This is a genomic window from Streptomyces sp. NPDC088794 (assembly GCF_044750545.1).
GTDB lineage: Bacteria > Actinomycetota > Actinomycetes > Streptomycetales > Streptomycetaceae > Streptomyces.
In genome coordinates this window covers 30948-52271 of record NZ_JBIVKB010000024.1, presented here as the reverse complement: position 1 = coordinate 52271, position 21324 = coordinate 30948, and the positions used below count along the sequence as shown (strand labels likewise).

General features: G+C 69.8%; 22 protein-coding genes. 15 read left to right on the top strand and 7 right to left on the bottom strand.

What is annotated here, in order from left to right:
* Positions 1-82: 82 nt before the first annotated feature.
* Both ACIP6U_RS44445 and ACIP6U_RS44440 read left to right on the top strand, forming a co-directional pair.
* Positions 83-751 carry a response regulator transcription factor gene (locus ACIP6U_RS44445; protein WP_401728811.1) on the top strand — a complete coding sequence of 223 codons (669 nt, stop codon included), beginning with the start codon at positions 83-85 and terminating at the stop codon, positions 749-751.
* Positions 748-2190: a sensor histidine kinase gene (locus ACIP6U_RS44440; protein WP_401728810.1), complete on the top strand. Its 1443-nt coding sequence runs from the start codon at positions 748-750 to the stop codon at positions 2188-2190. Before ACIP6U_RS44445 ends, ACIP6U_RS44440 begins: the two co-directional genes overlap by 4 nt.
* Positions 2191-2195: 5 nt before the next feature.
* Here the strand turns inward: ACIP6U_RS44440 and ACIP6U_RS44435 are convergent, their stop codons facing one another.
* The 4 genes from ACIP6U_RS44435 to ACIP6U_RS44420 all read right to left on the bottom strand — a co-directional run bounded on the left by ACIP6U_RS44435 (position 2196) and on the right by ACIP6U_RS44420 (position 4840).
* Positions 2196-2672: a MarR family winged helix-turn-helix transcriptional regulator gene (locus tag ACIP6U_RS44435; RefSeq protein ID WP_401728809.1), complete on the bottom strand. Its 477-nt coding sequence runs from the start codon at positions 2670-2672 to the stop codon at positions 2196-2198.
* 92 nt (positions 2673-2764) lie between these two features.
* A complete protein-coding gene (locus ACIP6U_RS44430) occupies positions 2765-3559 on the bottom strand; it encodes an AIM24 family protein (RefSeq protein ID WP_401728808.1) in 795 nt (264 codons plus the stop codon).
* Positions 3556-4206 carry an AIM24 family protein gene (locus ACIP6U_RS44425; RefSeq protein ID WP_401728807.1) on the bottom strand — a complete coding sequence of 217 codons (651 nt, stop codon included), beginning with the start codon at positions 4204-4206 and terminating at the stop codon, positions 3556-3558. The genes ACIP6U_RS44430 and ACIP6U_RS44425 overlap by 4 nt, the downstream gene beginning before the upstream one ends.
* A gap of 1 nt (position 4207) precedes the next feature.
* Complete coding sequence (locus ACIP6U_RS44420) at positions 4208-4840, bottom strand: AIM24 family protein (RefSeq protein WP_123999261.1); 633 nt, start codon at positions 4838-4840, stop codon at positions 4208-4210.
* 159 nt (positions 4841-4999) lie between these two features.
* On the opposite strand from ACIP6U_RS44420, the gene ACIP6U_RS44415 reads away from it, so the two are divergent.
* The 7 genes from ACIP6U_RS44415 to ACIP6U_RS44385 all read left to right on the top strand — a co-directional run bounded on the left by ACIP6U_RS44415 (position 5000) and on the right by ACIP6U_RS44385 (position 11969).
* Positions 5000-5344 carry a DUF3817 domain-containing protein gene (locus tag ACIP6U_RS44415; protein ID WP_401728806.1) on the top strand — a complete coding sequence of 115 codons (345 nt, stop codon included), beginning with the start codon at positions 5000-5002 and terminating at the stop codon, positions 5342-5344.
* Positions 5341-5634 carry an MTH1187 family thiamine-binding protein gene (locus tag ACIP6U_RS44410; RefSeq protein WP_280880636.1) on the top strand — a complete coding sequence of 98 codons (294 nt, stop codon included), beginning with the start codon at positions 5341-5343 and terminating at the stop codon, positions 5632-5634. The genes ACIP6U_RS44415 and ACIP6U_RS44410 overlap by 4 nt, the downstream gene beginning before the upstream one ends.
* A 122-nt stretch (positions 5635-5756) precedes the next feature.
* Entirely contained in the window at positions 5757-6605 is an 849-nt protein-coding gene (locus ACIP6U_RS44405; protein WP_401728805.1) for a hypothetical protein, read from the top strand.
* Positions 6602-7288: a DUF4166 domain-containing protein gene (locus tag ACIP6U_RS44400; protein WP_401728804.1), complete on the top strand. Its 687-nt coding sequence runs from the start codon at positions 6602-6604 to the stop codon at positions 7286-7288. Before ACIP6U_RS44405 ends, ACIP6U_RS44400 begins: the two co-directional genes overlap by 4 nt.
* The gene (locus ACIP6U_RS44395; RefSeq protein WP_401728802.1) at positions 7285-7935 is read left to right on the top strand and encodes a TetR/AcrR family transcriptional regulator; all 651 of its coding nucleotides are present in this window, start codon (positions 7285-7287) and stop codon (positions 7933-7935) included. Before ACIP6U_RS44400 ends, ACIP6U_RS44395 begins: the two co-directional genes overlap by 4 nt.
* A gap of 290 nt (positions 7936-8225) precedes the next feature.
* The gene (locus tag ACIP6U_RS44390) at positions 8226-10010 is read left to right on the top strand and encodes a glycosyltransferase family 2 protein (protein ID WP_401728800.1); all 1785 of its coding nucleotides are present in this window, start codon (positions 8226-8228) and stop codon (positions 10008-10010) included.
* Between the two features lie 3 nt (positions 10011-10013).
* Positions 10014-11969 carry a galactose oxidase-like domain-containing protein gene (locus tag ACIP6U_RS44385; RefSeq protein WP_401728798.1) on the top strand — a complete coding sequence of 652 codons (1956 nt, stop codon included), beginning with the start codon at positions 10014-10016 and terminating at the stop codon, positions 11967-11969.
* Between the two features lie 33 nt (positions 11970-12002).
* Here ACIP6U_RS44385 and ACIP6U_RS44380 read toward each other — a convergent pair whose 3' ends face one another.
* Both ACIP6U_RS44380 and ACIP6U_RS44375 read right to left on the bottom strand, forming a co-directional pair.
* A complete protein-coding gene (locus tag ACIP6U_RS44380) occupies positions 12003-12998 on the bottom strand; it encodes a glycoside hydrolase family 6 protein (protein WP_401728797.1) in 996 nt (331 codons plus the stop codon).
* A gap of 95 nt (positions 12999-13093) precedes the next feature.
* The gene (locus ACIP6U_RS44375) at positions 13094-14077 is read right to left on the bottom strand and encodes a DUF5937 family protein (RefSeq protein WP_401728796.1); all 984 of its coding nucleotides are present in this window, start codon (positions 14075-14077) and stop codon (positions 13094-13096) included.
* A 75-nt stretch (positions 14078-14152) separates the two neighbouring features.
* On the opposite strand from ACIP6U_RS44375, the gene ACIP6U_RS44370 reads away from it, so the two are divergent.
* The 4 genes from ACIP6U_RS44370 to ACIP6U_RS44355 all read left to right on the top strand — a co-directional run bounded on the left by ACIP6U_RS44370 (position 14153) and on the right by ACIP6U_RS44355 (position 18126).
* Positions 14153-15415 carry an MFS transporter gene (locus ACIP6U_RS44370; protein WP_401728795.1) on the top strand — a complete coding sequence of 421 codons (1263 nt, stop codon included), beginning with the start codon at positions 14153-14155 and terminating at the stop codon, positions 15413-15415.
* 21 nt (positions 15416-15436) lie between these two features.
* Positions 15437-15946, top strand: a complete 510-nt coding sequence (locus tag ACIP6U_RS44365; protein WP_401728794.1) for a MarR family winged helix-turn-helix transcriptional regulator — start codon at positions 15437-15439, stop codon at positions 15944-15946.
* A 65-nt stretch (positions 15947-16011) separates the two neighbouring features.
* Positions 16012-16350 carry a DUF3817 domain-containing protein gene (locus tag ACIP6U_RS44360; protein ID WP_401728792.1) on the top strand — a complete coding sequence of 113 codons (339 nt, stop codon included), beginning with the start codon at positions 16012-16014 and terminating at the stop codon, positions 16348-16350.
* A 75-nt stretch (positions 16351-16425) separates the two neighbouring features.
* On the top strand, positions 16426-18126 hold the full coding sequence (locus tag ACIP6U_RS44355; protein WP_401728790.1) for a methylmalonyl-CoA mutase: 1701 nt from the start codon (positions 16426-16428) through the stop codon (positions 18124-18126).
* A gap of 114 nt (positions 18127-18240) precedes the next feature.
* Here ACIP6U_RS44355 and ACIP6U_RS44350 read toward each other — a convergent pair whose 3' ends face one another.
* Positions 18241-18861, bottom strand: coding sequence for a TetR/AcrR family transcriptional regulator (locus ACIP6U_RS44350; RefSeq protein ID WP_401728788.1), 621 nt, complete (start codon positions 18859-18861; stop codon positions 18241-18243).
* 203 nt (positions 18862-19064) lie between these two features.
* Here ACIP6U_RS44350 and ACIP6U_RS44345 point away from each other — a divergent pair, with 203 nt between their 5' ends.
* Positions 19065-20042, top strand: coding sequence for a tetratricopeptide repeat protein (locus ACIP6U_RS44345; protein ID WP_401728786.1), 978 nt, complete (start codon positions 19065-19067; stop codon positions 20040-20042).
* Between the two features lie 646 nt (positions 20043-20688).
* Entirely contained in the window at positions 20689-21321 is a 633-nt protein-coding gene (locus tag ACIP6U_RS44340) for a DUF6230 family protein (protein WP_401728784.1), read from the top strand.
* Positions 21322-21324 lie beyond the last annotated feature (3 nt).

Sequence of the window (21324 nt, the reverse complement as noted above, 5' to 3'; positions counted from 1 at the left end):
CCTCACCTTCGCGAATCGATGCTGAGGAGATGCTGAAGCCGCCTGAAGGGATCTTCAGGTTCGTTTTGCGACCCTGTACGACATGCGCCTGTTGATCGTCGAGGACGAGAAGCGGCTGGCCCTGTCGCTCGCCAAGGGACTGACCGCCGAGGGATACGCCGTGGACGTCGTGCACGACGGCCGCGAGGGACTGCACCGGGCCGGTGAGGGCGCGTACGACCTCGTGATCCTCGACATCATGCTGCCCGGCCTCAACGGCTACCGCGTCTGCGCCGCCCTGCGCGCCGCGGGCCACGACGTGCCGATCCTGATGCTGACCGCCAAGGACGGCGAGTACGACGAGGCGGAGGGGCTGGACACCGGCGCCGACGACTACCTCACCAAGCCGTTCTCGTACGTCGTCCTCGTCGCCCGCGTGAAGGCCCTGCTGCGGCGCCGGAGTCAGGGGCCCGGGGCCTCGCCCGTCCACGTTCTCGGTGAGTTGAAGGTCGACACCTCCGCCCGGCGCGTCCACCTCGCCGACGACGAAGTGACGCTGACGACAAAGGAGTTCGCCGTCCTGGAGCAGCTCGTCGTGCGGGCCGGCGCGGTGGTGTCCAAGGCCGAGATCCTGGAGCACGTCTGGGACTTCGCGTACGAGGGCGATCCCAACATCGTCGAGGTGTACGTCAGCGCCCTGCGCCGCAAGCTGCGCCCCGGGCTCATCTCCACGGTGCGCGGCGCCGGTTACCGCCTGGAGAACCCGCGATGAGACGCCTCTTCGGCTCCGTGCGGGCCCGGGCCACCCTGGGCGCCACCCTCGTCGTCGCCGTGGCCCTGGTCGCGGCCGGTGTCGCCGTACTGCTGTCCCTGCGCTCCAACCTCACCGACCAGGCCGACACCCAGGCCGAGCGCACCGCGCGGAACGTGGCGGCCGACCTCGCCGCCGGGACGCCGTACGCCCAACTGTCCCTGGACGACGACGAGGAGCCGGTCCAGGTCGTCGACGCCACCGGGCGGCTCGTGGCGGCCACGGAGGGGCTGGAGCGGATCGGCGGCACCGGCACGGTCGCGGTGCGGCCGCAGCCCACGGCCACCGCCACCCCGGGTGACGACGACGAGGGCGACGACCACGGCGGCGACGGACGCGACGACGACTCCGCGCTAGAACCCGGCGAGATCGACGACGAGGTCTCCTACACGGTCGGCTCCGCCACCGTCGACGGCGACAGCGCCGACTACCGCTTCGCCGCCGTCCGCGTCGAGGTCCCCGGCAAGGGGCTGCTCACCGTGCACGCCGGCGCCCAACTCGCCGCCGAGCAGAGCGCCGTGAGCACCGCGCTCACCGCGCTGCTGATCGGGTTCCCGCTGCTGCTCGCCGTCGTCGCGGGCGTGACCTGGCTGGTCACCCGGCGTGCCCTGCGGCCCGTCGAGGGCATCCGGCGCGAGATGGCCGCGATCACCGCCTCCGCGGACCTGGCCCGCCGGGTGCCGGTGCCCGACACGCACGACGAGGTCGCCCGCCTCGCCCGGACGACGAACGAGACGCTGGCCGCGCTGGAGACCTCCGTGGAGCGGCAGCGCCGGTTCGTCGCCGACGCCTCCCACGAACTGCGCAGCCCGATCGCGTCCCTGCGCACCCAGCTCGAAGTGGGCGCCGCCCACCCGGAGTTGCTGGACGTGCCGGGCGCGGTCGAGGACACCGTACGACTGCAGTCCCTGGCCGCCGATCTGCTGTTGCTCGCTCGGCTGGACGCGGGGGAGCGGCCGGGCAAGGGGCGGTTCGACCTGGGGGCGCTCGCGGGGGAGGAGGCGGCCCGGCGGGCGGGGGTGCGGGTGGCGGCGGAGTCGGTCGAGGTGGGTGGATCGCGTGGGCAGGTGGAGCGGGTGCTGGGCAACCTGCTCGACAACGCGCGGCGGCATGCCCGGTCGGCGGTCACCATGTCCGTGCGGCGGGAGGGGAGTTGGGCGGTGCTGTCCGTCGCCGACGACGGGGACGGGGTGCCGGCGGGGGACCGGGAGCGGGTCTTCGAGCGGTTCGTACGGCTCGACGACGCCCGCAGCCGGGACGAGGGCGGGGCCGGGCTCGGGCTCGCCATCGCCCGGGACGTGGCCCTGCGCCACGGCGGCACCCTCACGGTCCGCGACGCGCCGACAGGCGGAGCCCTGTTCGAACTCCGCCTGCCGGTCGCCGATTCTTCGGAGAAGTGAGCCCGTCAGGGCCGCCCTCGCTGCCCCCGCAGATGATCCGCGATGGGCTTCAGGCCCTTGTCGAGTTCCGCCAGGGCCTCGGGGGAGAGCAGGTCGATGAAGTGCCTGCGCACGGACGCCACATGATGGGGCGCGACCTTCCGCATCGTCTCCAGGCCCTGCTCGGTGAGGACCGCGTAGAGGCCGCGGCGGTCCGACTCGCAGTTCTCGCGGCGGACCAGGTCCGCGTTCTCCATGCGGGTGATCTGGTGGGAGAGGCGGCTCTTGGACTGGAGGGTGGCGGAGGCTAGGTCGCTCATCCGCAGCCGCCGGTCCGGCGCCTCGGAGAGGTTCACCAGGATCTCGTAGTCGTTCATCGTCAGGCCGAACGGCTGAAGGTCCTTCTCGAGCTGATACGTCAACAGCCTGTTGACCTCCAGGTGGGTGCGCCAGGCGCACTGCTCCGCATCGGTCAGCCAGCGCGTGGCCGTCTCGGTCTCCATGAATGAAGTCTACCTAAAATGTTGAAATGCGAACTAGTGAGGGCGGTGTGACGGTGCGCACGCGTTCGACGTCACACTCCGCAGACTACCGCTCACAGCCCGAAGCGACGTTGGAGGTCTCCCAGCTGTCCGGGAAGGCGCGGTGCGCCGGCTTGCTGTCCGGGGCCTGTGGGTCCGCCGTGTCCCGGCACCCCGGCCTGCTGCGGAACCGCCCCCGTGGCCTGCTCGGCCATGAGGATCTCGGTGGACTGGAGCAGGACCGTGCCGGCCCCCACGAACTCGAACTGGTGCTCCTCCCCGGAGGCCCCTCCGATGCCCGTCAGTGCACGTAGACCGCCCATTACACCTGTCATGTAGGAGTGGTCGTAGTGATGGCAGGGCGAGGGGCAGTCGGCCCAGCCGACCAGCGCCTGCGGGTCCACCCGGATCGGGGGTTCCATGAACACCACCGGACCGTTCGAGGCGGCCACGAACTTTCCGGTTCCGATGAGGGTCAGAAAACCGGGCACGATCGATTGCTTCAGCGCGAGAGTTGGCTGAAAAGCGAGAAGGTTGCCCGAGCGAATGGTCAGGTTGCCGTCTTCGAGGTCGTACGAGTTCACGTCGAAGGCCCGGTCGGCGAGGAGCATCTTGCCCGAACCCTCCGCCACGACCCAGTCGCTGGCGTGCAGAGGCGAATGAAAGGACGTACGGACAAGGCGGTCCAGACGGCCGTGTCCGACGCCGTTGAACTCGATCGAGCCGTAGTAGGCGATCATCTTCCCCTTCTGCAGGAACCACTGGCTGCCTTTGAGTTCCACGCAGAAGGTGTACTTGTTGACGCTGTCGTCGACCGGCAGCGTCATCGGGTCGTAGATCGTGGGCCCCGCCCCCGGGTAGGTGGTCACAGCTTCTCCTCCGACGCCTGGACGTACACCGCACCGCTGCCGCTGAGCTCCAGCTGGAAGGCCTCGCCCGAGCCGCGCCCCACCATGTCGCGCCAACCGAGCGCGGTGGACAGCTTGTTGCGGACGTCGCCGTGGTGGGCGACGTAGGCCTGGGGGTCGACGTGCACCGGCCGCTGCGGGGTGATCGGGATCTCGAAGACACCGCCGTGCGCCATCACGGCGACGGCACCCTGCCCCTGAAGGGTCGTGGTGAACAGCCCCTGGCCGGTGACCTGCCCGCGCACCATGCCCATCACGCCGCCCTGCGAGCCCATGAACATCGTCCCCTGGCGCAGCGTGCCCTCGAAGGCGAGCAGCCGGTCCGCCTCGACGTAGAGCGTGTCGCCCGTGAGGCCGATGACCTGGACGTGGTGCCCGCCGTGCCCGAACAGCACGGTCCCGCTGCCCTCGACTGTCATCAACGGGGTCGCCTCGTTGGCCACCCGGCGCCCGATCATCGACATGATCCCGCCCTGGCCGCCCTGCACGTTGGGCGTGAAGGACACCTCGCCCTTGTAGGCGAGCATCGCGCCGCGCTGACTGAACAGCCGCTGCCCGGGCAGCACGGTCGCCTCGACCATCTTGGAGTTGATCTCGCGGAAGGTCATGTCACACGTCCCCCGCGATCGTGTTCCGCTCGCTCGGCTGTACGTACACCAGCCCGTCCCCCTCGAACCGGATCTGGAAGGCCTCGCCGCCGCCCTCCCCGAACAGCGTGCGGAAGGTCACGCCGGACTGGAAGGACTGCCGGACGTTGCCCTGATGGGCGATGTACGCCCCCGGGTCCACGATCAGCGGGTACTGCTGACTGACCCGCAGCACGACCGCAGGACCGTCGGACGTGATCGCCGCCTGGCCGGAGCCCTCCACGGTCGTCGTGAACAGCCCGTTGCCCTGCGAGGCGCCGCGCATCCCCGTGAACGTCGTGCCCGTCCTGAGCCCCGCGTCCGTCGCGAGCAGGTTGCTCGACTCCACGTACAGCTTGTCCCCCCGGAGCTCCACGAGATTGATCTCCGAGGCCCGGTCCGCGAACCAGCACGTCCCCTGCCCCCGCACCTCCATCACGGTCATCTGCTCACCGGTGATCCTGCGGGTCACCATCCCCCGCAGGCCCTCACCGCCGCCGCTCAGTTTCTTGAAGGCCATCTGCCCGTCGTACGCGACCATCGAGCCGTTCTTCGCCTTGACGGCATCCCCGGTCATGTCGACGGCGAGCACCTTGCTGCCTTGAAGTCGGAACATCGCCACGCAGCGACGGTAGCCGCCGGATCGGCCCGCCGAACAGGGCCCGGAGGTGGAGAGGCACCCTGACCGCACCCCTAGGGGGAGTGTTTGTCAGAATGGGCGAACGCTTGTGCTCACGTTCACAAAGAGCGACCTGCCTCCCACCGAAGGTGACCCGTGGACCTCAAGACCGCCTCCGCCCTGCGCCGCCTGCGCCTCGTCTCGGCCCCCGAGGCCGTCTCCTTCCTGCTCCTGCTGGTCTGCTCGGTCCTGAAGCGGACCACGGACTTCAACGCGGTGCCGGTGATGGGCATGGTCCACGGCGTCCTCTTCATCCTGTACGTGCTCTTCTGGGCCGACGCCTGGAACCGCACCAAGTGGGGGCCCCGCACCGCCGCCTTCTACTTCATCCTCTCGGTCCTGCCCACCGGCGGCTTCTTCGCCGAGCGCAAGCTCAAGCACGCGGCCGAGGCCGAGGTCATCGCCTCCCGCGCGCGCCAGGAAGGAATCGTGAACGCATGATCGTCGCCTTCTCCGTCTCCCCGCTCGGCGTCGGCGAGGACGTGGGCGAGTACGTCGCCGACGCCGTCCGCGTCGTCCGCGAGTCGGGCCTGCCCAACCGCACCGACGCGATGTTCACGTCCATCGAGGGCGAGTGGGACGAGGTCATGGACGTCGTCAAGCGCGCGGTCGCCGCCGTCGAGGCGCGGGCGCCCCGCGTCTCCCTGGTCCTCAAGGCGGACATCCGCCCCGGCGTGACCGACGGACTCACGTCCAAGGTGGCGACGGTGGAGCGACACCTGGCCGAGTAGCCACGCGAGTCGACGCGACGAGCCCCTGCCCACCCGGGCAGGGGCTTTCTTGCGACGGCGTGATTGAGCGATCGCTCAAAGAGGTGTAATTTCCTGTCCAGTGAGTTTGAGCGATCGCTCAAATGCCGGACGACACGCGGGGGATGCGCATGCGGAAAACGGGGCTCTACATAGAGGCGCGGATCCACGCCTCCCTCGACGACCTCTGGGCCCGCACGCAGGACCCCTCCCTCCATCAGCGCTGGGACCTGCGCTTCACCGAGATCACCTACCTCCCGCGCGCGGAGGGCGAGCCCCAGCGTTTCCGCTACGCCACGCGCGTGCTGCCCTTCCTCGCCGTCGCCGGCACCGGAGTCTCGGCCGGCGAGAGGGAACGCCCGGACGGCACGCGTACGTCGGCACTCCGCTTCTCCTCGCCCAGCCGGCTCTCGCTGCTGGCGGAGGGGAGCGGGTACTGGCGTTACGTCCCGGACGGCGACGGGGTCCGGGACGGGGCCCGAGGTGAGGTCCGGTTCCTCACCGGCTACGACTACCGCCCGCGTTGGGGCGTCTTCGGCGCGGTCGCCGACCGGGTTCTCTTCCGCCCGCTGATGGGGTGGGCGACGGCATGGTCCTTCGACCGGCTCCGGCTGTGGCTGGAACGGGGGATCGCACCGGAGCGCGCACGCCGGAACTGGCTGGTGGAACTGGCGGTGCGGGCCCTGGCGATCGTCGTCGCGTGCACGGGCTTCGGGTACGGGGGGCTGCTGCGGCTGACCGGTCCCTTCGCGCCGCTCTTCTTCTACGCGACGCCGCTGCTGACGCTGGTGCTGCTGTCCCTGGCGCTCCTCGCGCCGCCGCTGCCGACCACCCCGGCGGCCCGCCGCTGCCTGCGCACGCCACCGGCACGCACGCGTGCGCCTCGACTGCTCGGCACGTTGGGCGGCTTGGGCGCCCTGGACGGCCTGGACAACCTGGAGGGCACCCGATGACGGACCCGTCGATCTTCCGTACGGTCATGGGCGCGGACTTCGACCGCCTGCACCCTCGGCTCCGGCGCCGTTTCTCGGTCGGTCTGGCGAGCGGTGAGGCGTGTGTCGGGCGGGGTGTCATGGACCGGATCTGGCACGGCGGGGCGTTCGTGAAGCCGTTCCTCGCGCTCGGGGCCACGCGCAACATCCTGGTTCCGCGGGAGGGGCGTGACGTGCCCTTCGTGATCGAGAACGTCCCCTACGTCGACACCTACGGCCGTGAGACGGTGACCTTCGTGCGCACCTTCGACCTTCCCGCGGGACCCCGCCGATTCGACGCCCAGATGGTGCTGAGCCCGAAGGGCGACCGCGTCCTCGACTACCTCGGCACCCATCAGCACCTCGCCAGCGACCTGTACTTCCGTGCCGAGCCGGACGGGTCGCTGCTGATCCGGTCCGGGGAACACCGGTTCCGGGAGGGGGCGGTGGATGTGCGGGTGCCCGAGTTGATCGGGGCGACGGCGGAGGTCCGCGAGTCGTACGACGACGCGGCCGACCGGTTCCGGATCCAAGTGCGGGTGGTCAACCGGTACTTCGGCCCGCTCTTCGGTTACGAGGGGTCCTTCCGGGCGACGTACTCGGACATCCGGAGCTGTGGCGTGCGGCCCGGTCTGCGTCCTGTCCGGGAGGAGTCGCGCGCGTGAGTCCCGAGACGGTGAAGTCCCTTGAGACCAAGGCGAAGTTGCTGGAAGGGGCGTTGCGGACGCTCACCGAGCAGGGGATCGCGAAGACGTCGGCGCGGACCGTCGCGGCGGCGGCGGGGGTGAACCAGGCGCTGGTCTTCTACCACTTCGGGTCCGTCGACGAGTTGTTGGCGGCGGCCTGTCGGTACGGGGCGGAACAGGCGGTGGGGCGGTATCGGGAGCGGTTCGACGCGGTGGCGTCGCTGTCCGAACTCCTTGCCGTGGGGCGGGAGATGCATGAGGCGGAGCGAGCCGGGGGGCATGTCGCGCTCCTCGGTCAGTTGCTTGCCGGGGCGCAGACGCATGAGGCGCTCGGGCCGGCGACGGCGGCGGGGCTCGATCTGTGGATCGTCGAGATCGAGCGGGTCCTGGTGAGGGTGTTGGGCGGGTCGCCGGTGGGGGAGTTCGTGGATCCGGCGGGGTTGGCTCGGGCGGTTGCTGCGTCGTTCGTGGGGATGGAGTTGTACGAGGGGGTGGATGCGGTGGGGGCGAGCTCGGCGTTGGATGCGCTGGACCAACTGGGGCTGCTGGTCTCGGCGTTGGAGGAGCTCGGGCCGGTGGCTCAGCGGGCGGTTCGGCATCGGTTGCGGCGGACGGCTCGTCGCTGACGGGGCGTTTTTCGTCCCGCCGCCCCTACCCGTCCCATCCCCAAGGGGCGCTGCCCCCTTCGACCCCCGTCTCCGGGGGCCAGCCCCCGGACCCCCGCTCCTCAAACGCCGGAGGGGCTGGATTGTGCGGACCGGCGTTCAAGAGGCGCAGCCTCCGGTGGGTGGGATACCGCCACCCGATACCCCATACGCCCACCTGGCCGTCCTCAGTTCGACACGCCCACAAATGTCCTCTTTTGTATGGATATCGGACAAGATCGCCGATCATTCCTCACTCACTGGAGGGCGCTGTGCGGCCGGAGGGCTACGACTACGACACCCACAGCCGACTGGCCGGACCGCTCACGGAGCCGTCCGCCGGGGCCTATCGGGTGCAGTACACCTCGCTCCTCTCGCGCGAGCCCCACCGAATACGTGCCTTCCTGCTGATGAGCCTCGCGCCGCTGCTCACCGCGGCCCTGCTCGTGTACCTCGTGTGGCCCACCCACTGGGTGGAGCGCGAGGGCGGAGAGGAGTGGATGGTCGGGCTCGACATCGCGATGCTCGTCGCCATCGGGCTCATCGAGCTGTTCATGGTCGTCAATGTCGCCTCCGTCGCCCACGCCACCCTCGTCGCCCGCGACCCGGTCCCGGTGGTTCCGGAAGCCGGCACCCGGGTCGCCTTCCTGACGACCTACGTGCCGGGCAAGGAACCTCTTTCGATGGTCCGCGCCACGCTCGAAGGGGCGGTGAGGATCACGCACACCGGGCCGCTGGACGTCTGGCTGCTCGATGAAGGGGACGACGCGCAGGCCAAGGCGCTGTGCGCCGAGCTCGGCGTGCGGCACTTCACCCGGCACGGCGTGCCCGAGTGGAACCGGCCCAAGGGCGTGCACAAGGCCCGTACCAAGCACGGGAACTACAACGCGTGGATCGCGATGCACGGCGACGAGTACGAGTTCTTCGCCTCCGTGGACACCGACCACGTCCCGCACCCCGACTTCCTGCTGCGGATGATGGGGTACTTCCGCGACCCGGACGTCGCCTTCGTCGTCGGGCCCCAGGTGTACGGGAACTACCACAACCCCGTCACCAAGGCCGCCGAGTCCCAGCAGTTCCTCTTCCACGCGCTGATCCAGCGGGCAGGCAATCGATACCGCGCGCCCATGTTCGTCGGTACGAACAACGTCGTACGGATCGCGGCCGTCAAGCAGATCGGCGGGCTGTTCGACTCCATCACCGAGGACATGGCCACCGGGTTCGAGATCCACCGGCACCGGAATCCGATCTCGCGCAAGCACTGGCGGTCCGTCTACACGCCCGACGTCCTGGCCACCGGCGAGGGCCCGGCCTCCTGGACCGACTTCTTCACGCAGCAGATGCGGTGGTCGCGGGGGACGTACGAGACGCTCTTCAAGCAGTACTGGAAGGCGCCGTTCACGATGCCTCCCGGCCGGCTGTTCTCCTACACGCTCATGCTCGTGTACTACCCGATGACGGCCGTCAACTGGCTGCTGGGCATCATGAGTTGCTTCCTGTTCCTGTGGTTCGGGGCCTCCGGCACCCAGGTCTCCGCCTCCGTGTGGCTGATGCTCTACAGCGACGCGGCCGCGCTCCAGATCGGGCTCTACCTCTGGAACCGCCGCCACAACGTCTCCCCGCACGAACCGGAGGGCTCGGGCGGACTGGCCGGCATGGCGATGTCCGCCCTGTCCGCGCCGATCTACCTCAAGTCCTTCGGCGAGGCCATCATCCGGCGGCCCTCCCGCTTCGTCGTCACCCCCAAGGGCGGCGACGCCAGCGCGGACCGGCTGGCTACCTTCCGTATCCATCTCTTCTGGGCGATCTTCCTCGGCACCTCGCTGGCCGCCTCGGTCGTCCTCAACCACACCCACGCGGCCATGCGCACCTGGGCCGTCCTGGCCATGGCGATAGCGCTGGCGCCGGTCGTGGTGTGGTGCTCCACGCTGCTCAAGGAGCGGCGCGCGCGGCAGTCGCCGCACCGGTCCGCGCTCAGTGTCGAGGGCGCCGAACCGGCGCTCGCGACCAGCGCCGCCGGTCCCTCCGTCTCCGGCTCCGCGACAGGAGGCAACTAGGCCATGGCCTACCAGCCGTCCCAGAAGACCAAGAAGACCGTGCTGGGGATCGGGGGCATCGCCCTCCTGGCGGGCCTGAACGCCCCGGCCGCACTGGACTTCGCGAGCGAGAAGTACCACGAGTACGAGATCTCGCGGCCCGAGTACAAGGCGAAGTACGGCTCCTGGAGTCAGATCGACATCCCGGAGCAGTACCGCACCAACGCCATCCACGCGGCGCTCCTGCACACCGGCAAGGTGCTCATCGTGGCCGGATCGGGCAACGAGCAGAAGAAGTTCGACAAGGGGTCCTTCGACACGGTCCTGTGGGATCCGAAGGCCAACACCTTCAAGAAGATCCCCACCCCCGACGACTTCTTCTGCTCCGGTCACGCCCAACTCCCCGACGGCAGACTCCTGGTGGCCGGCGGCACCGCCCGCTACGAGCGGCTGGACGGCGAGGTGCAGCGGGCCGGCGGCGGGATGCGGGTCAAGAACGAGAACCCCGACAAGGCCATGTTCCTCAAGAAGGGCACCCGGTTCAGATCGCCCGCCGGCGTCGAGTACGTCAGCCGCTTCGACGTCACCGTGCCCAAGGCCAAGCGGGCCTTCAAGGTGACGTACAACGCCCGCGGTGTGATGCAGCCCTGGCGCACCAGCGTGACCGCGAGCGAGGTCCGTGTCTTCGTCGAGGCCGTCGAGACGGGTCCGCTGTCCGCCACGGACAAGCAGGCCCAGTACGACATCGAGGGCCTGACCGGCAAGGACGCGAACAACACGTACGGGCTCAGCGAGCAGATCACGCTCGACAAGCAGGACTTCCAAGGCATCCGCGCCGCCTACGAGTTCGACCCGAAGGCCGAGCGGTACATCCCCGTCGACCCAATGCAGAAGGCCCGTTGGTACCCGACCCTCGTCGGCCTCGACGACGGACGGGTCCTCGCGGTCTCCGGTCTCGACGACGTCGGCGTCATCGACCCCGGCGACAACGAGTACTACGACCCCAAGACGAAGAAGTGGTCGCCGGGGCCGAAGCGGTACTTCCCGACGTATCCGGCGCTCTTCCTCACCAAGGGCGGCAAGCTCTTCTACCCGGCCTCCAACGCCGGTTACGGGCCCGCGGAGAAGGGGCGCGAACCGGGGCTGTGGGACCTGAAGACCAACACCTTCACCAAGGTGCCCGGGCTGCGCGACCCCGACGAGACCGAGACCTCGTCCTCCCTGCTGCTGCCGCCCGCGCAGGACCAGAAGGTGATGATCATGGGCGGCGGAGGGGTCGGCGAGTCCAAGCGCTCGACGCCCCGCACGGCGGTCGTCGACCTGAAGAAGGACAACCCCGTCTTCGAGGACGGCCCCAACCTCCCCCAGGGCACGCGGTACTTGAACAGCGTGATCATGCCGGACGACTCGGTGTTCACCACCAACGGCTCCGAGGACTACCGCGGACGCGGCGCCAGCAACATCCTCAAGGCGCAGTTCTACGACCCCAAGGCCAACGCCTTCCACAAGGCGGCCGACCCCGCGGTGGGCCGCAACTACCACTCCGAGGCGCTCCTGTTGCCCGACGGCCGGGTCGTCACCTTCGGCTCGGACCCGCTCTTCGACGACCAACAGAACACGAAACTGGGCCACTTCGAGCAGCGCATGGAGATCTTCACCCCGCCCGTCGTGCACCGGCGCGCCGCAGTCCGGCCGGTACTGGAGGACGGTCCGCAGGAACTCGACCGGCACCACCGGGCCACCTACCGGACCGATCACCCGGAGCGGGTCGTCAAGGCCCGGCTGATGCGGCCCAGCGCGGTCACCCACACGACCGACGTCGAGCAGCGCTCCATCGAGCTCGGCCTGACCAAGGACGCGCACGCGGTCACGGTCGACGTGCCGAACGACCCGGCCCTGGTGCCGCCCGGCTGGTACATGCTCTTCGTGACGGACGCGCAGGGCACGCCGTCCGAGGCCAAGTGGATCCAGGTGAAGTGACGCTTGAGTGAGGTACGGCGGTGAACGCCGGTGCTACGCCTTGGAGTTGCGTGCCAGCTCCAGGGCGTACTCCGGCCACCACTGCCCCGCGTCCGGACCGCCCTCGCACGTCCCGTCCGACTCACCGGGCCGCTTGACCCAGAGGTAGGCGTCCACCGCCTCCTGGCCGGTGTCGGTCGTCGGGCGGGTGCCGAGCGCGCGGCCCGGCGGGTTGCACCAGGCGCCCGGCATCGGACCGTTGCCGTTGCGGCTGGTGTCGACGACGAAGTGCTTGCCGCCCAGGTCGCGCGAGAGCTGGAGGCCGTACTTGGTGGTGCGGTTGTCGGTCTGGAAGTTGGAGACGTTCAGCGAGAAGCCGTCGGCCCGGTCGATGCCGGCGCGCTTGAGCGGGTCGACCAGCTTCCACGGCTCGCGGATCCAGGACGGGTTGCCCGCGTCCAGGTACACCTTGGTGTTCGGCTGCTGCTTCAGCCGGTCGATGGCCTCGCTCAGCAACTGCTCGCGCTCCTCGTGGTATTCACCCGGCGTGCAGCCGTCCACGATGTGCGCGACCGCGTCCGGTTCGAGCACCACGAGCGCCTTGCTGTCCCCGAGCGCCTCCGCGAACTGCCCGATCCAGGCCCGGTAGGCGTCCGCGTCCGCCGCCCCGCCCGCCGAGTGCTGACCGCAGTCGCGGTGCGGGATGTCGTACGCCACGAAGAGCGCCGTCCGGTCCTCCGAGCTCGCGGACGCGGTCGCCGTGCGCACGGCCGGGCCCGGGTCGAGTTCGCCGGCCGGCCACAGCGCGACGGGCTCGTCGGCGATCCGGCCGAGCAGTTCGGCGTCCTGCTTGCGGCCCTGGCGCTGCCACATCGCGATCTGCTGCGCGGCCGGGCTCTCGGGGTCGACCCAGAAGGCGGTGGACGTCTTGGCGCGCGCCTTGCCGGAGGCGGCGCCGGCGACGGAGGCCTCGTCGACGCCGGACGACGAACAGCCCGCCGCGAGCCCGAGGACCGCGAGAGCCGCGAGGGTGTGGATCAGCCGGGACATGCCGCTCCCTGGGGCGAGGTGACGGAACGTCAGCAATCGTCGCATAAAGGTATCTAAGGGTACGGAACCGACATGGCCGCCATGCGCCGTCGCCGTCAGCCATCCCCCGACACCAGCGCGATCCCCAGCGGCGTCCGCTCGTACAGCACCTGATGGCCGTACCGCCGCGCGGTCAGCAGCCCGGCGTCCCGCAGCAGGGTCAGATGCGCAGAGACCGACGACGGGGCGAGGCCGAGACGGTGGGCGAGGGCGGCGGTCGAGGCGGGTTCGTCGAGGGCGGCCAGGACCGTGGCGCGACCGCGGCCGAGCAGGCGGAGCAGGGTGTCGGGGGTGCGGCCGGCCGGCTCGGCCCACAGGCCGCCGATGCCGCGGGCCGGGTAGGCGAGGGTCGGCTGCCAGGGCGGGTCGAAGGTGGAGACGATGTTCGGCCAGATGAAGACGCTCGGCATCAGCATCAGGCCCTGCCCGCCCAGCCGCCGCTCGTGCTCCAGGTTCATGTCGACGGTCAGCGTGCCGGCCTGCCAGCCGAACCGCCGGTTGATCTCGGGCAGCAGCCCGCCGAGCCCGACCTCGGCCAACCGGCGTGAGTGGAAGGCGACATCGGCCTCCAGCAGGGTGCGCAGGCGGGGCCAGTCCGGGGCGATCAGCGCGCGCCAGGCCTCCTCCATCGCGTCCGCCAGTTCCCGCACCATGCCCACCGGATCCCGCAGCCACCTCCTGGCCTGCGGCGAGTCGAGCGCGCCCGGAGTGTCGGCCAGCGACTTGGCGGTGTCGGCGCGGGCGATGGCCGGGTCGGTGGCCCGTACCGCCGCGATCTCCTCCTCGAAGGTGGCCGCGGGGCCGATCGGCGGCGGACACAACCAGTCCGGACAGTGCCCGCGGCGCGGCATCAGCAGCCACAGATCCGTGAGGTCGAGCCCGGCCGCCACCTTCTCCATCCGCCGCAGCCAGTGCGCGTGATACCCCTGCCGCTCGGGCCGCTTGAGCATGCGCACCACCTCCTGCGTCTCCCACAGCGGGGACACCGCGAAGCGGCAGCGCAGGAAGTCGTCCTCCCCGAAGTGCAGACGCGACGGCATGCTCGCTCCCTCCACAACATTCGCCGGGTACCGAATCTCTATCCTGCCCCGCCCTGGCCGAGCACGCTGCTGCCCATGCCAGACCAGTCCGCAGGCACCACCACCCGGCCCGCACCCCAGGCCCCCACGGGATACGCCCGTGTCTTCGCCGTCCCCGAGTTCCGTGCCGTCTTCGCCGCGCACGCCCTCTCCCTGCTCGGGGTCGTCGTCAGCGAGATCTCGCTCTCCGTCCTCGTCTACGACCTCACCGGCTCCCCCCTGCTCAGCGCCCTCACCTTCGCCCTCGGCTTCCTGCCGTACGTCGTCGGCGGGACCCTGCTCGCGGGCGTCGCCGACCGCTTCCCGGCCCGGCGGGTACTGGTGGTGTGCGACCTGGTGTGCGCGGTGTGCGTCGCGCCGATGGTGCTGCCCGGCGCACACATCGGCGTCCTGCTCGCGCTGCGCTGCTGCGTGGCCGTCGTCTCGCCGGTGTTCCAGGGGACCCGTATGGCGACGCTCGCCGACATCCTCGGCGACGGCGACCTGTTCGTGCTCGGCCGCTCGCTGCTGCGGATCGTCTCGCAGAGCGCGCTGCTCCTCGGCTACGGCCTCGGCGGCCTGCTCCTGATCGTCGTGTCGCCGCGGCACGCGCTGCTGATCACCGTCGGCACCTTCTGCGCCTCCGCGCTGCTGCTCCGCTTCGGCACCCGCCGCCGGCCGGCGCGGGCGGGCGTCGGCAACGCCCTGGTGCGGGACGGTCTCAAGGGCGCCCGGCAGGTGCTCGCCCATCGCCGCATACGCGCCCTGCTCCTTCTCTTCTGGATCCCGCCGATGTTCTCGGTCGCCCCGGAGGCGCTGGCCGCTCCCTACGCCGCCGAACTGACGGCCGGTTCCGTCGGTCTCGGCCTGCTGATGTGCGCGCTGCCGGTCGGCACCATCGCCGGTGAGCTGTACGCCGGCGCCCGGTTGCGCCCGACCGCCCGGGAGCGGATCACCCTCCCGCTGGTGTGCTGCGCGCTGCTGCCGTACGCCGGCTACCTGTTCCACCCGGGCCTCGCGGTCTCGCTCCTGCTCCTAGTGGTCTCCGGCGCGGGATCGGCGTACACGCTGGGACTCGACCAGTGGTTCGTGCGGGCCGTGCCCGACGAACTGCGGGGGCGCGCGATGACTCTGCTCACCGCCGGGCTGATGACGATCCAGGGGGTGGGGATGGCCCTCGCCGGAGTGGTCGCGGAGTTCGCCGGAGTACGGGCGACCGTGGCCGGTGCCGGGCTGGTCGGAGCGGTGTGCTGCGCCCTGTTGGCGAGGGAGGTGGTACGCACCCGACCGAAAGGCGAGACGGGGCTGACCACCATATGACCGGCCGGTAAGGTCGTTGCCGTGCCGAAGCCGCTCAGCCTTCCCTTCGACCCCATCGCCCGCGCCGACGAACTCTGGAAGCAGCGCTGGGGAAACGTGCCGTCCATGGTCGCCATCACGTCGATCATGCGCGCCCAGCAGATCCTGCTCGCCGAGGTCGACGCGGTGGTGAAGCCCTACGGACTGACGTTCGCGCGGTACGAGGCACTGGTGCTGCTCACCTTCTCCAAGGCCGGCGAGCTGCCGATGTCGAAGATCGGTGAGCGCCTGATGGTGCACCCCACCTCCGTCACCAACACCGTCGACCGCCTGGTGCGCTCCGGACTGGTCGACAAGCGGCCCAACCCCAACGACGGGCGCGGCACGCTCGCCACCATCACCGACAAGGGGCGCGAGGTGGTCGAGTCGGCCACCCGCGACCTGATGGCGATGGACTTCGGACTCGGTGCCTACGACTCCGAGGAGTGCGCGGAGATCTTCGCGATGCTGCGCCCGCTGCGGATCGCGGCGAGCGACTTCGACGAGGCGTAGGGCTTTTGTGACGGCCCCCAGGGGCGCCGGAAGATCGCTCGAAACGGGTGGTTACGCTCGTAGCCATGAAAAAGAGCGTGCTGACCCGCTACCGCGTCATGGCCTACGTCACCGGTGTGCTGCTGGTCCTGCTGTGCCTGAGCATGATCGCCAAGTACGGCCTGGACGTCGACGGGGCCGCGGACTTCACCCGCGTCGTCGCCATCGCGCACGGCTGGCTCTACGTGGTCTACCTGGTCTTCGCCTTCGACCTGGGCTCCAAGGCCAAGTGGCCGGTCGGCAAGCAGCTGTGGGTCCTGCTCGCGGGGACCATCCCGACGGCCGCCTTCTTCGTGGAGCGCAGGATCAGCCACGAGCTGGAGGGCAAGGTCGCCGAGCCCGCTCCGGCGCCCGTCAAGGCGTAACCCACACCGCCGTGCGACATGCGTACGGCGGTCAGCCATCGACATTTACTAGGACGTCCTAGTAAATTCGAAGGCATGGACGCTGACGCCATCGAAGAGGGCCGCCGACGCTGGCAGGCCCGGTACGACGCCGCACGTACGCGTGAGGCCGATTTCACGACGCTCTCCGGAGACTCCGTGGAGCCTGTGTACGGGCCGCGGGCGGGTGACGCGTACGAGGGGTTCGAGCGGATCGGCTGGCCGGGGGAGTACCCCTTCACACGCGGGCTGCATCCGACCGGCTACCGGGGGCGGACGTGGACCATTCGGCAGTTCGCCGGGTTCGGGAACGCCGAGCAGACCAACGAGCGGTACAAGATGATTCTCGCCAACGGCGGCGGGGGTCTGTCCGTGGCGTTCGACATGCCCACGCTGATGGGGCGCGACTCCGACGATCCGCGCTCGCTGGGTGAGGTCGGGCACTGCGGGGTCGCCATCGACTCGGCCGCCGACATGGAGGTCCTGTTCAAGGACATCCCGCTGGGCGATGTGACGACGTCCATGACCATCAGCGGGCCGGCCGTCCCGGTCTTCTGCATGTACCTCGTCGCCGCCGAGCGGCAGGGCGTCGACCCGGCCGTCCTCAACGGCACGCTCCAGACGGACATCTTCAAGGAGTACATCGCGCAGAAGGAGTGGCTCTTCCAGCCGGAGCCCCATCTGCGGCTGATCGGCGACCTGATGGAGTACTGCGCGACCGGGATCCCCGCCTACAAGCCGCTGTCCGTCTCCGGGTACCACATCCGCGAGGCCGGGGCGACGGCCGCGCAGGAGCTGGCGTACACGCTGGCGGACGGGTTCGGGTACGTGGAGCTGGGGCTCAGCCGCGGGATGGACGTGGACGTGTTCGCGCCCGGCCTGTCCTTCTTCTTCGACGCGCACCTCGACTTCTTCGAGGAGATCGCCAAGTTCCGTGCGGCGCGGCGGATTTGGGCGCGGTGGATGCGGGACGTGTACGGGGCGAAGACCGACAAGGCGCAGTGGCTGCGGTTCCACACGCAGACCGCGGGGGTCTCGCTGACGGCTCAGCAGCCGTACAACAACGTGGTGCGTACGGCGGTCGAGGCGCTGGCGGCGGTGCTCGGTGGGACCAACTCGCTGCACACCAACGCGCTGGACGAGACGCTCGCGCTTCCGAGTGAGCAGGCCGCGGAGATCGCGTTGCGGACCCAGCAGGTGCTCATGGAGGAGACCGGGGTCGCCAACGTGGCGGATCCGCTGGGTGGTTCGTGGTTCGTCGAGCAACTGACGGACCGGATCGAGGCGGACGCGGAGAAGATCTTCGAGCAGATCAAGGAGCGGGGGCTGCGGGCGCATCCGGACGGGCGGCACCCGATCGGGCCGGTCACGTCCGGGATCCTTCGCGGGATCGAGGACGGGTGGTTCACGGGCGAGATCGCCGAGTCGGCCTTCCAGTACCAGAAGTCCCTCGAGAAGGGGGACAAGCGGGTCGTGGGTGTGAACGTCCACACGGGGTCCGTCACGGGTGACTTGGAGATCCTGCGGGTCAGCCATGAGGTGGAGCGGGATCAGGTGCGTGCGCTTGGTGGGCGGCGGGCTGGTCGGGACGAGGGGGCTGTGCGGGCTGCGTTGGACGCGATGCTGGCGGCTGCTCGGGATGGGTCGAACATGATCGGTCCGATGCTGGACGCTGCGCGGGCGGAGGCGACGCTGGGGGAGATTTGTGGGGTGCTGCGGGATGAGTGGGGGGTGTACACGGAGCCCGCTGGGTTCTGAGCGTCGGTTGCGGTGGGCGAAGAGCGGGGCGTTGCGCAGCCCGGCGCGACGGGGTGCCGCCTCTCTTTGGGACGGGCGCCGCCCTGCGGCACGACTGCCCGCAGACGGCGCTGGCTATGGAGAGCCGGCCAAGCCCGTCAGTAGGACCTGGGTGAAGTTGTGGACCCATTCCTCGTCTGCTGGTTCTGCGCTTACCAGGGTGCGGTGGACTACCGCGCCGGCGACCATGTCGAAGATGAGGTCCACCGTGCGGGAGGACTCTGACGGGTCCGTTTCCGGGGGGAGTTCGCCTCGGGCCTGGGCTCGGGCCCGGCCCTCCAGGACCAGGCATTTCTGGCGGTCGACGATGGACGCCCGGATGCGCTCGCGCAGCGCCTCGTCGTGGATCGACTCCGCGACGACCGCCATCAGGCCGCTCTTGGTCTCCGGGCGGGCCAGGATCGCCGCGAACTGGAGGACCACGCCCTCGATGTCGGCGGCCAGGTTGCCGCGGTCGGGGAGGTGGAGTTCGTCGAAGAGTTCCGCCACGGCGTCGACGACCAGTTCGTTCTTGCCGGCCCAGCGGCGATAAAGGGTCGTCTTCGCAACCCCCGCGCGCGTGGCCACGTCTCCGAGGGAGAGCTTCGACCAGCCCAGCTCGACCAGCGCCTCCCGGGTGGCCGCGAGGATCGCGGCGTCCGCCGCGGCGCTGCGGGGGCGACCGGTGGCGCGTGGGGCGGGAGTGCGGCTCTGCATCCCCAGACCATAACCGGCGTTTCATGTGCGGCCGTGAGGGAGATCACCGGGGTGTGGTGTACCGATGGCCCCCCATGCCATTACGCTACGACTCGTAGCGAAACCACGGGCGCGGGGTGGGGACCCCGCGCCGAACGGCACGTAGCGGGACCGGCTTTCACAAGGCTTTTCACGTACACGCGGGAACGGGGGAGGATAGACGCATGCAGCCACGGAACATGTCCATGAGCGGAGTCGTCGACCTCGCCGCGGTGAAGGCGGCCCAGGAGGCCAAGGCGAAGGCGGAGCAGGCCCGCGCCGAAGCCGCCCGGCAGGGCACCGGCACCGGTGCCGTCTCGCCCGCCGACCTGGTGATCGACGTCGACGAGGCCTCCTTCGAGCGCGACATCCTGCAGCGGTCCACCGAGGTGCCCGTCGTCATCGACTTCTGGGCCGAGTGGTGCGAGCCCTGCAAGCAGCTCAGCCCCGTCCTGGAGCGGCTCGCCGTCGAGTACGCCGGGCGCTTCGTGCTCGCCAAGATCGACGTCGACGCCAACCAGATGCTGATGCAGCAGTTCGGGATCCAGGGCATCCCGGCCGTATTCGCGGTGGTCGCCGGACAGGCGCTGCCGCTCTTCCAGGGGGCCGCGGGCGAGGCCCAGATCCGGCAGACCCTGGACCAGTTGGTACAGGTCGCCGAGGAGCGCTTCGGCCTGACCGGTCTCGCCGTCGACCCGGACGCCGAGCCGGGCACGGCCCCGTCGGCTCCCGAGATCCCGGTCGGCCCCTACGACGCGCTGCTCGAAGCGGCCGTACAGGCCCTGGACGCGGGGGACTTCGGCGGTGCGATCCAGGCGTACAAGAACGTGCTGAGCGACGACCCGGGCAACCCCGAGGCCAAACTGGGGCTGGTCCAGGCCGAGTTGCTCCAGCGGGTGCAGGGTCTCGATCCGCAGCAGGTGCGCAAGGACGCGGCGGAGAAGCCGGCCGATGCCGGGGCGCAGATCGCCGCCGCCGATCTGGATCTGGTGGGCGGGCACGTCGAGGACGCCTTCGGGCGGCTGATCGAGACCGTGCAGCGCACGGCCGGCGACGACCGGGACACCGTACGACTGCGGCTGTTGGAGCTCTTCGAGGTCGTGGGGGCCGAGGACCCGCGGGTGGGCGCGGCGCGGCGGGCGTTGGCACGCGCGCTGTTCTGAGCGGGGCGGCGGGCCGGTTCTGACCAGTCGCTAAACGCGACGCCTTGTGTTGCCCGAGTGAAAGATTTGCCGACAGCACGTCAGAGTGGCCGCGCTTTACCAAAACTTGGTAATCGCGGCCGCTGTTACTGCGAGTAAGTAATGGGCGTCGGTCTGTCGGATTCTGTCCGTCTGTCAACTGGTTTGTCCCGGCGCCTTGGAGCACCCAGCGTCGTCGGTCGAGACCTGTGGGTCGTTGTTCGGTTATCCGGCCGTTACTAGCCAGTAACGAACCCCCTTGTGCGGGCGGCGAGAATGCACCACGATCGGCGACGCTCGGTCCATTCCCGTACTCCGACAGCCGGTCGGATCGCGGGAGTTCCTGGGTCCCCACCGAGCAGAGCAGGCGCCCCGGGTGCCGGCTCTTGGACAGGGGGGTCTTCGCCCGACGGGTGGAGCCTGTCCAGCAGGGTTGTGCGTGATGCGTGTCAGGCGCGACCAGTGGTTGTCGCTCGGGGGTGATCGCCGGTGATCGGTGCGCTGTTCAGCGCCTCCGAGCGCGGGCGCTCCCCTTCCCGAGGACGTAGCACTTCTCCCATCCCTGCCCGGCTGAGCCGACCTATGGGGCAGTCAGGGCCAGGAGATGTACGTCCGAGAAGGAGGAAATATGGAGTCCCAGGTGCGTGGCGGGACGAGATGGAAGCGGTTCGCTGTGGTCATGGTGCCCAGCGTCGCCGCTACGGCCGCGATAGGTGTCGCCCTTGCCCAGGGTGCTCTCGCCGCGTCATTCAGCGTGTCCGGCCAGCAGTTCAAGGTGTCGGCCGACTCGCTGACCGGCACCGGCTTCTCGCAGTACGGAGCCATTGACTCGGGGTACACCCTCGACGGCAAGAAGACGGCCCACCCGGTCGCGGTCTCGGCGTTCAAGTCCGCGAGCATCAAGGGCCTGTGCCAGTCCGTGGTCACCCCGGACATCCCGCTGCTGGGCAGCGTCAGCCTGATCCTGAAGGCGGGCGGCGGTGACAAGCCGGTCGAGGCCGAGAACCTCTACATCGACCTCGACGACCTGAGTGCCGACGCGACCTTCACCAACATCGACATCGGTGTTGCGGCCAAGGACGCCAGCAAGGGTCCTGGCATTCAGAAGGGCGACACCGCGAACCCGTACGGATTCGCGCAGCAGGCCGACAAGGCCTCGCTGACCGGTGTGAAGCAGACGGCGTGGGCCACCACCGCCGGAACCTTCAAGCTCAGCGGTCTGCACATGTCGGTGTCACAGGGTGTCAAGGAGTGCTTCTAAGCA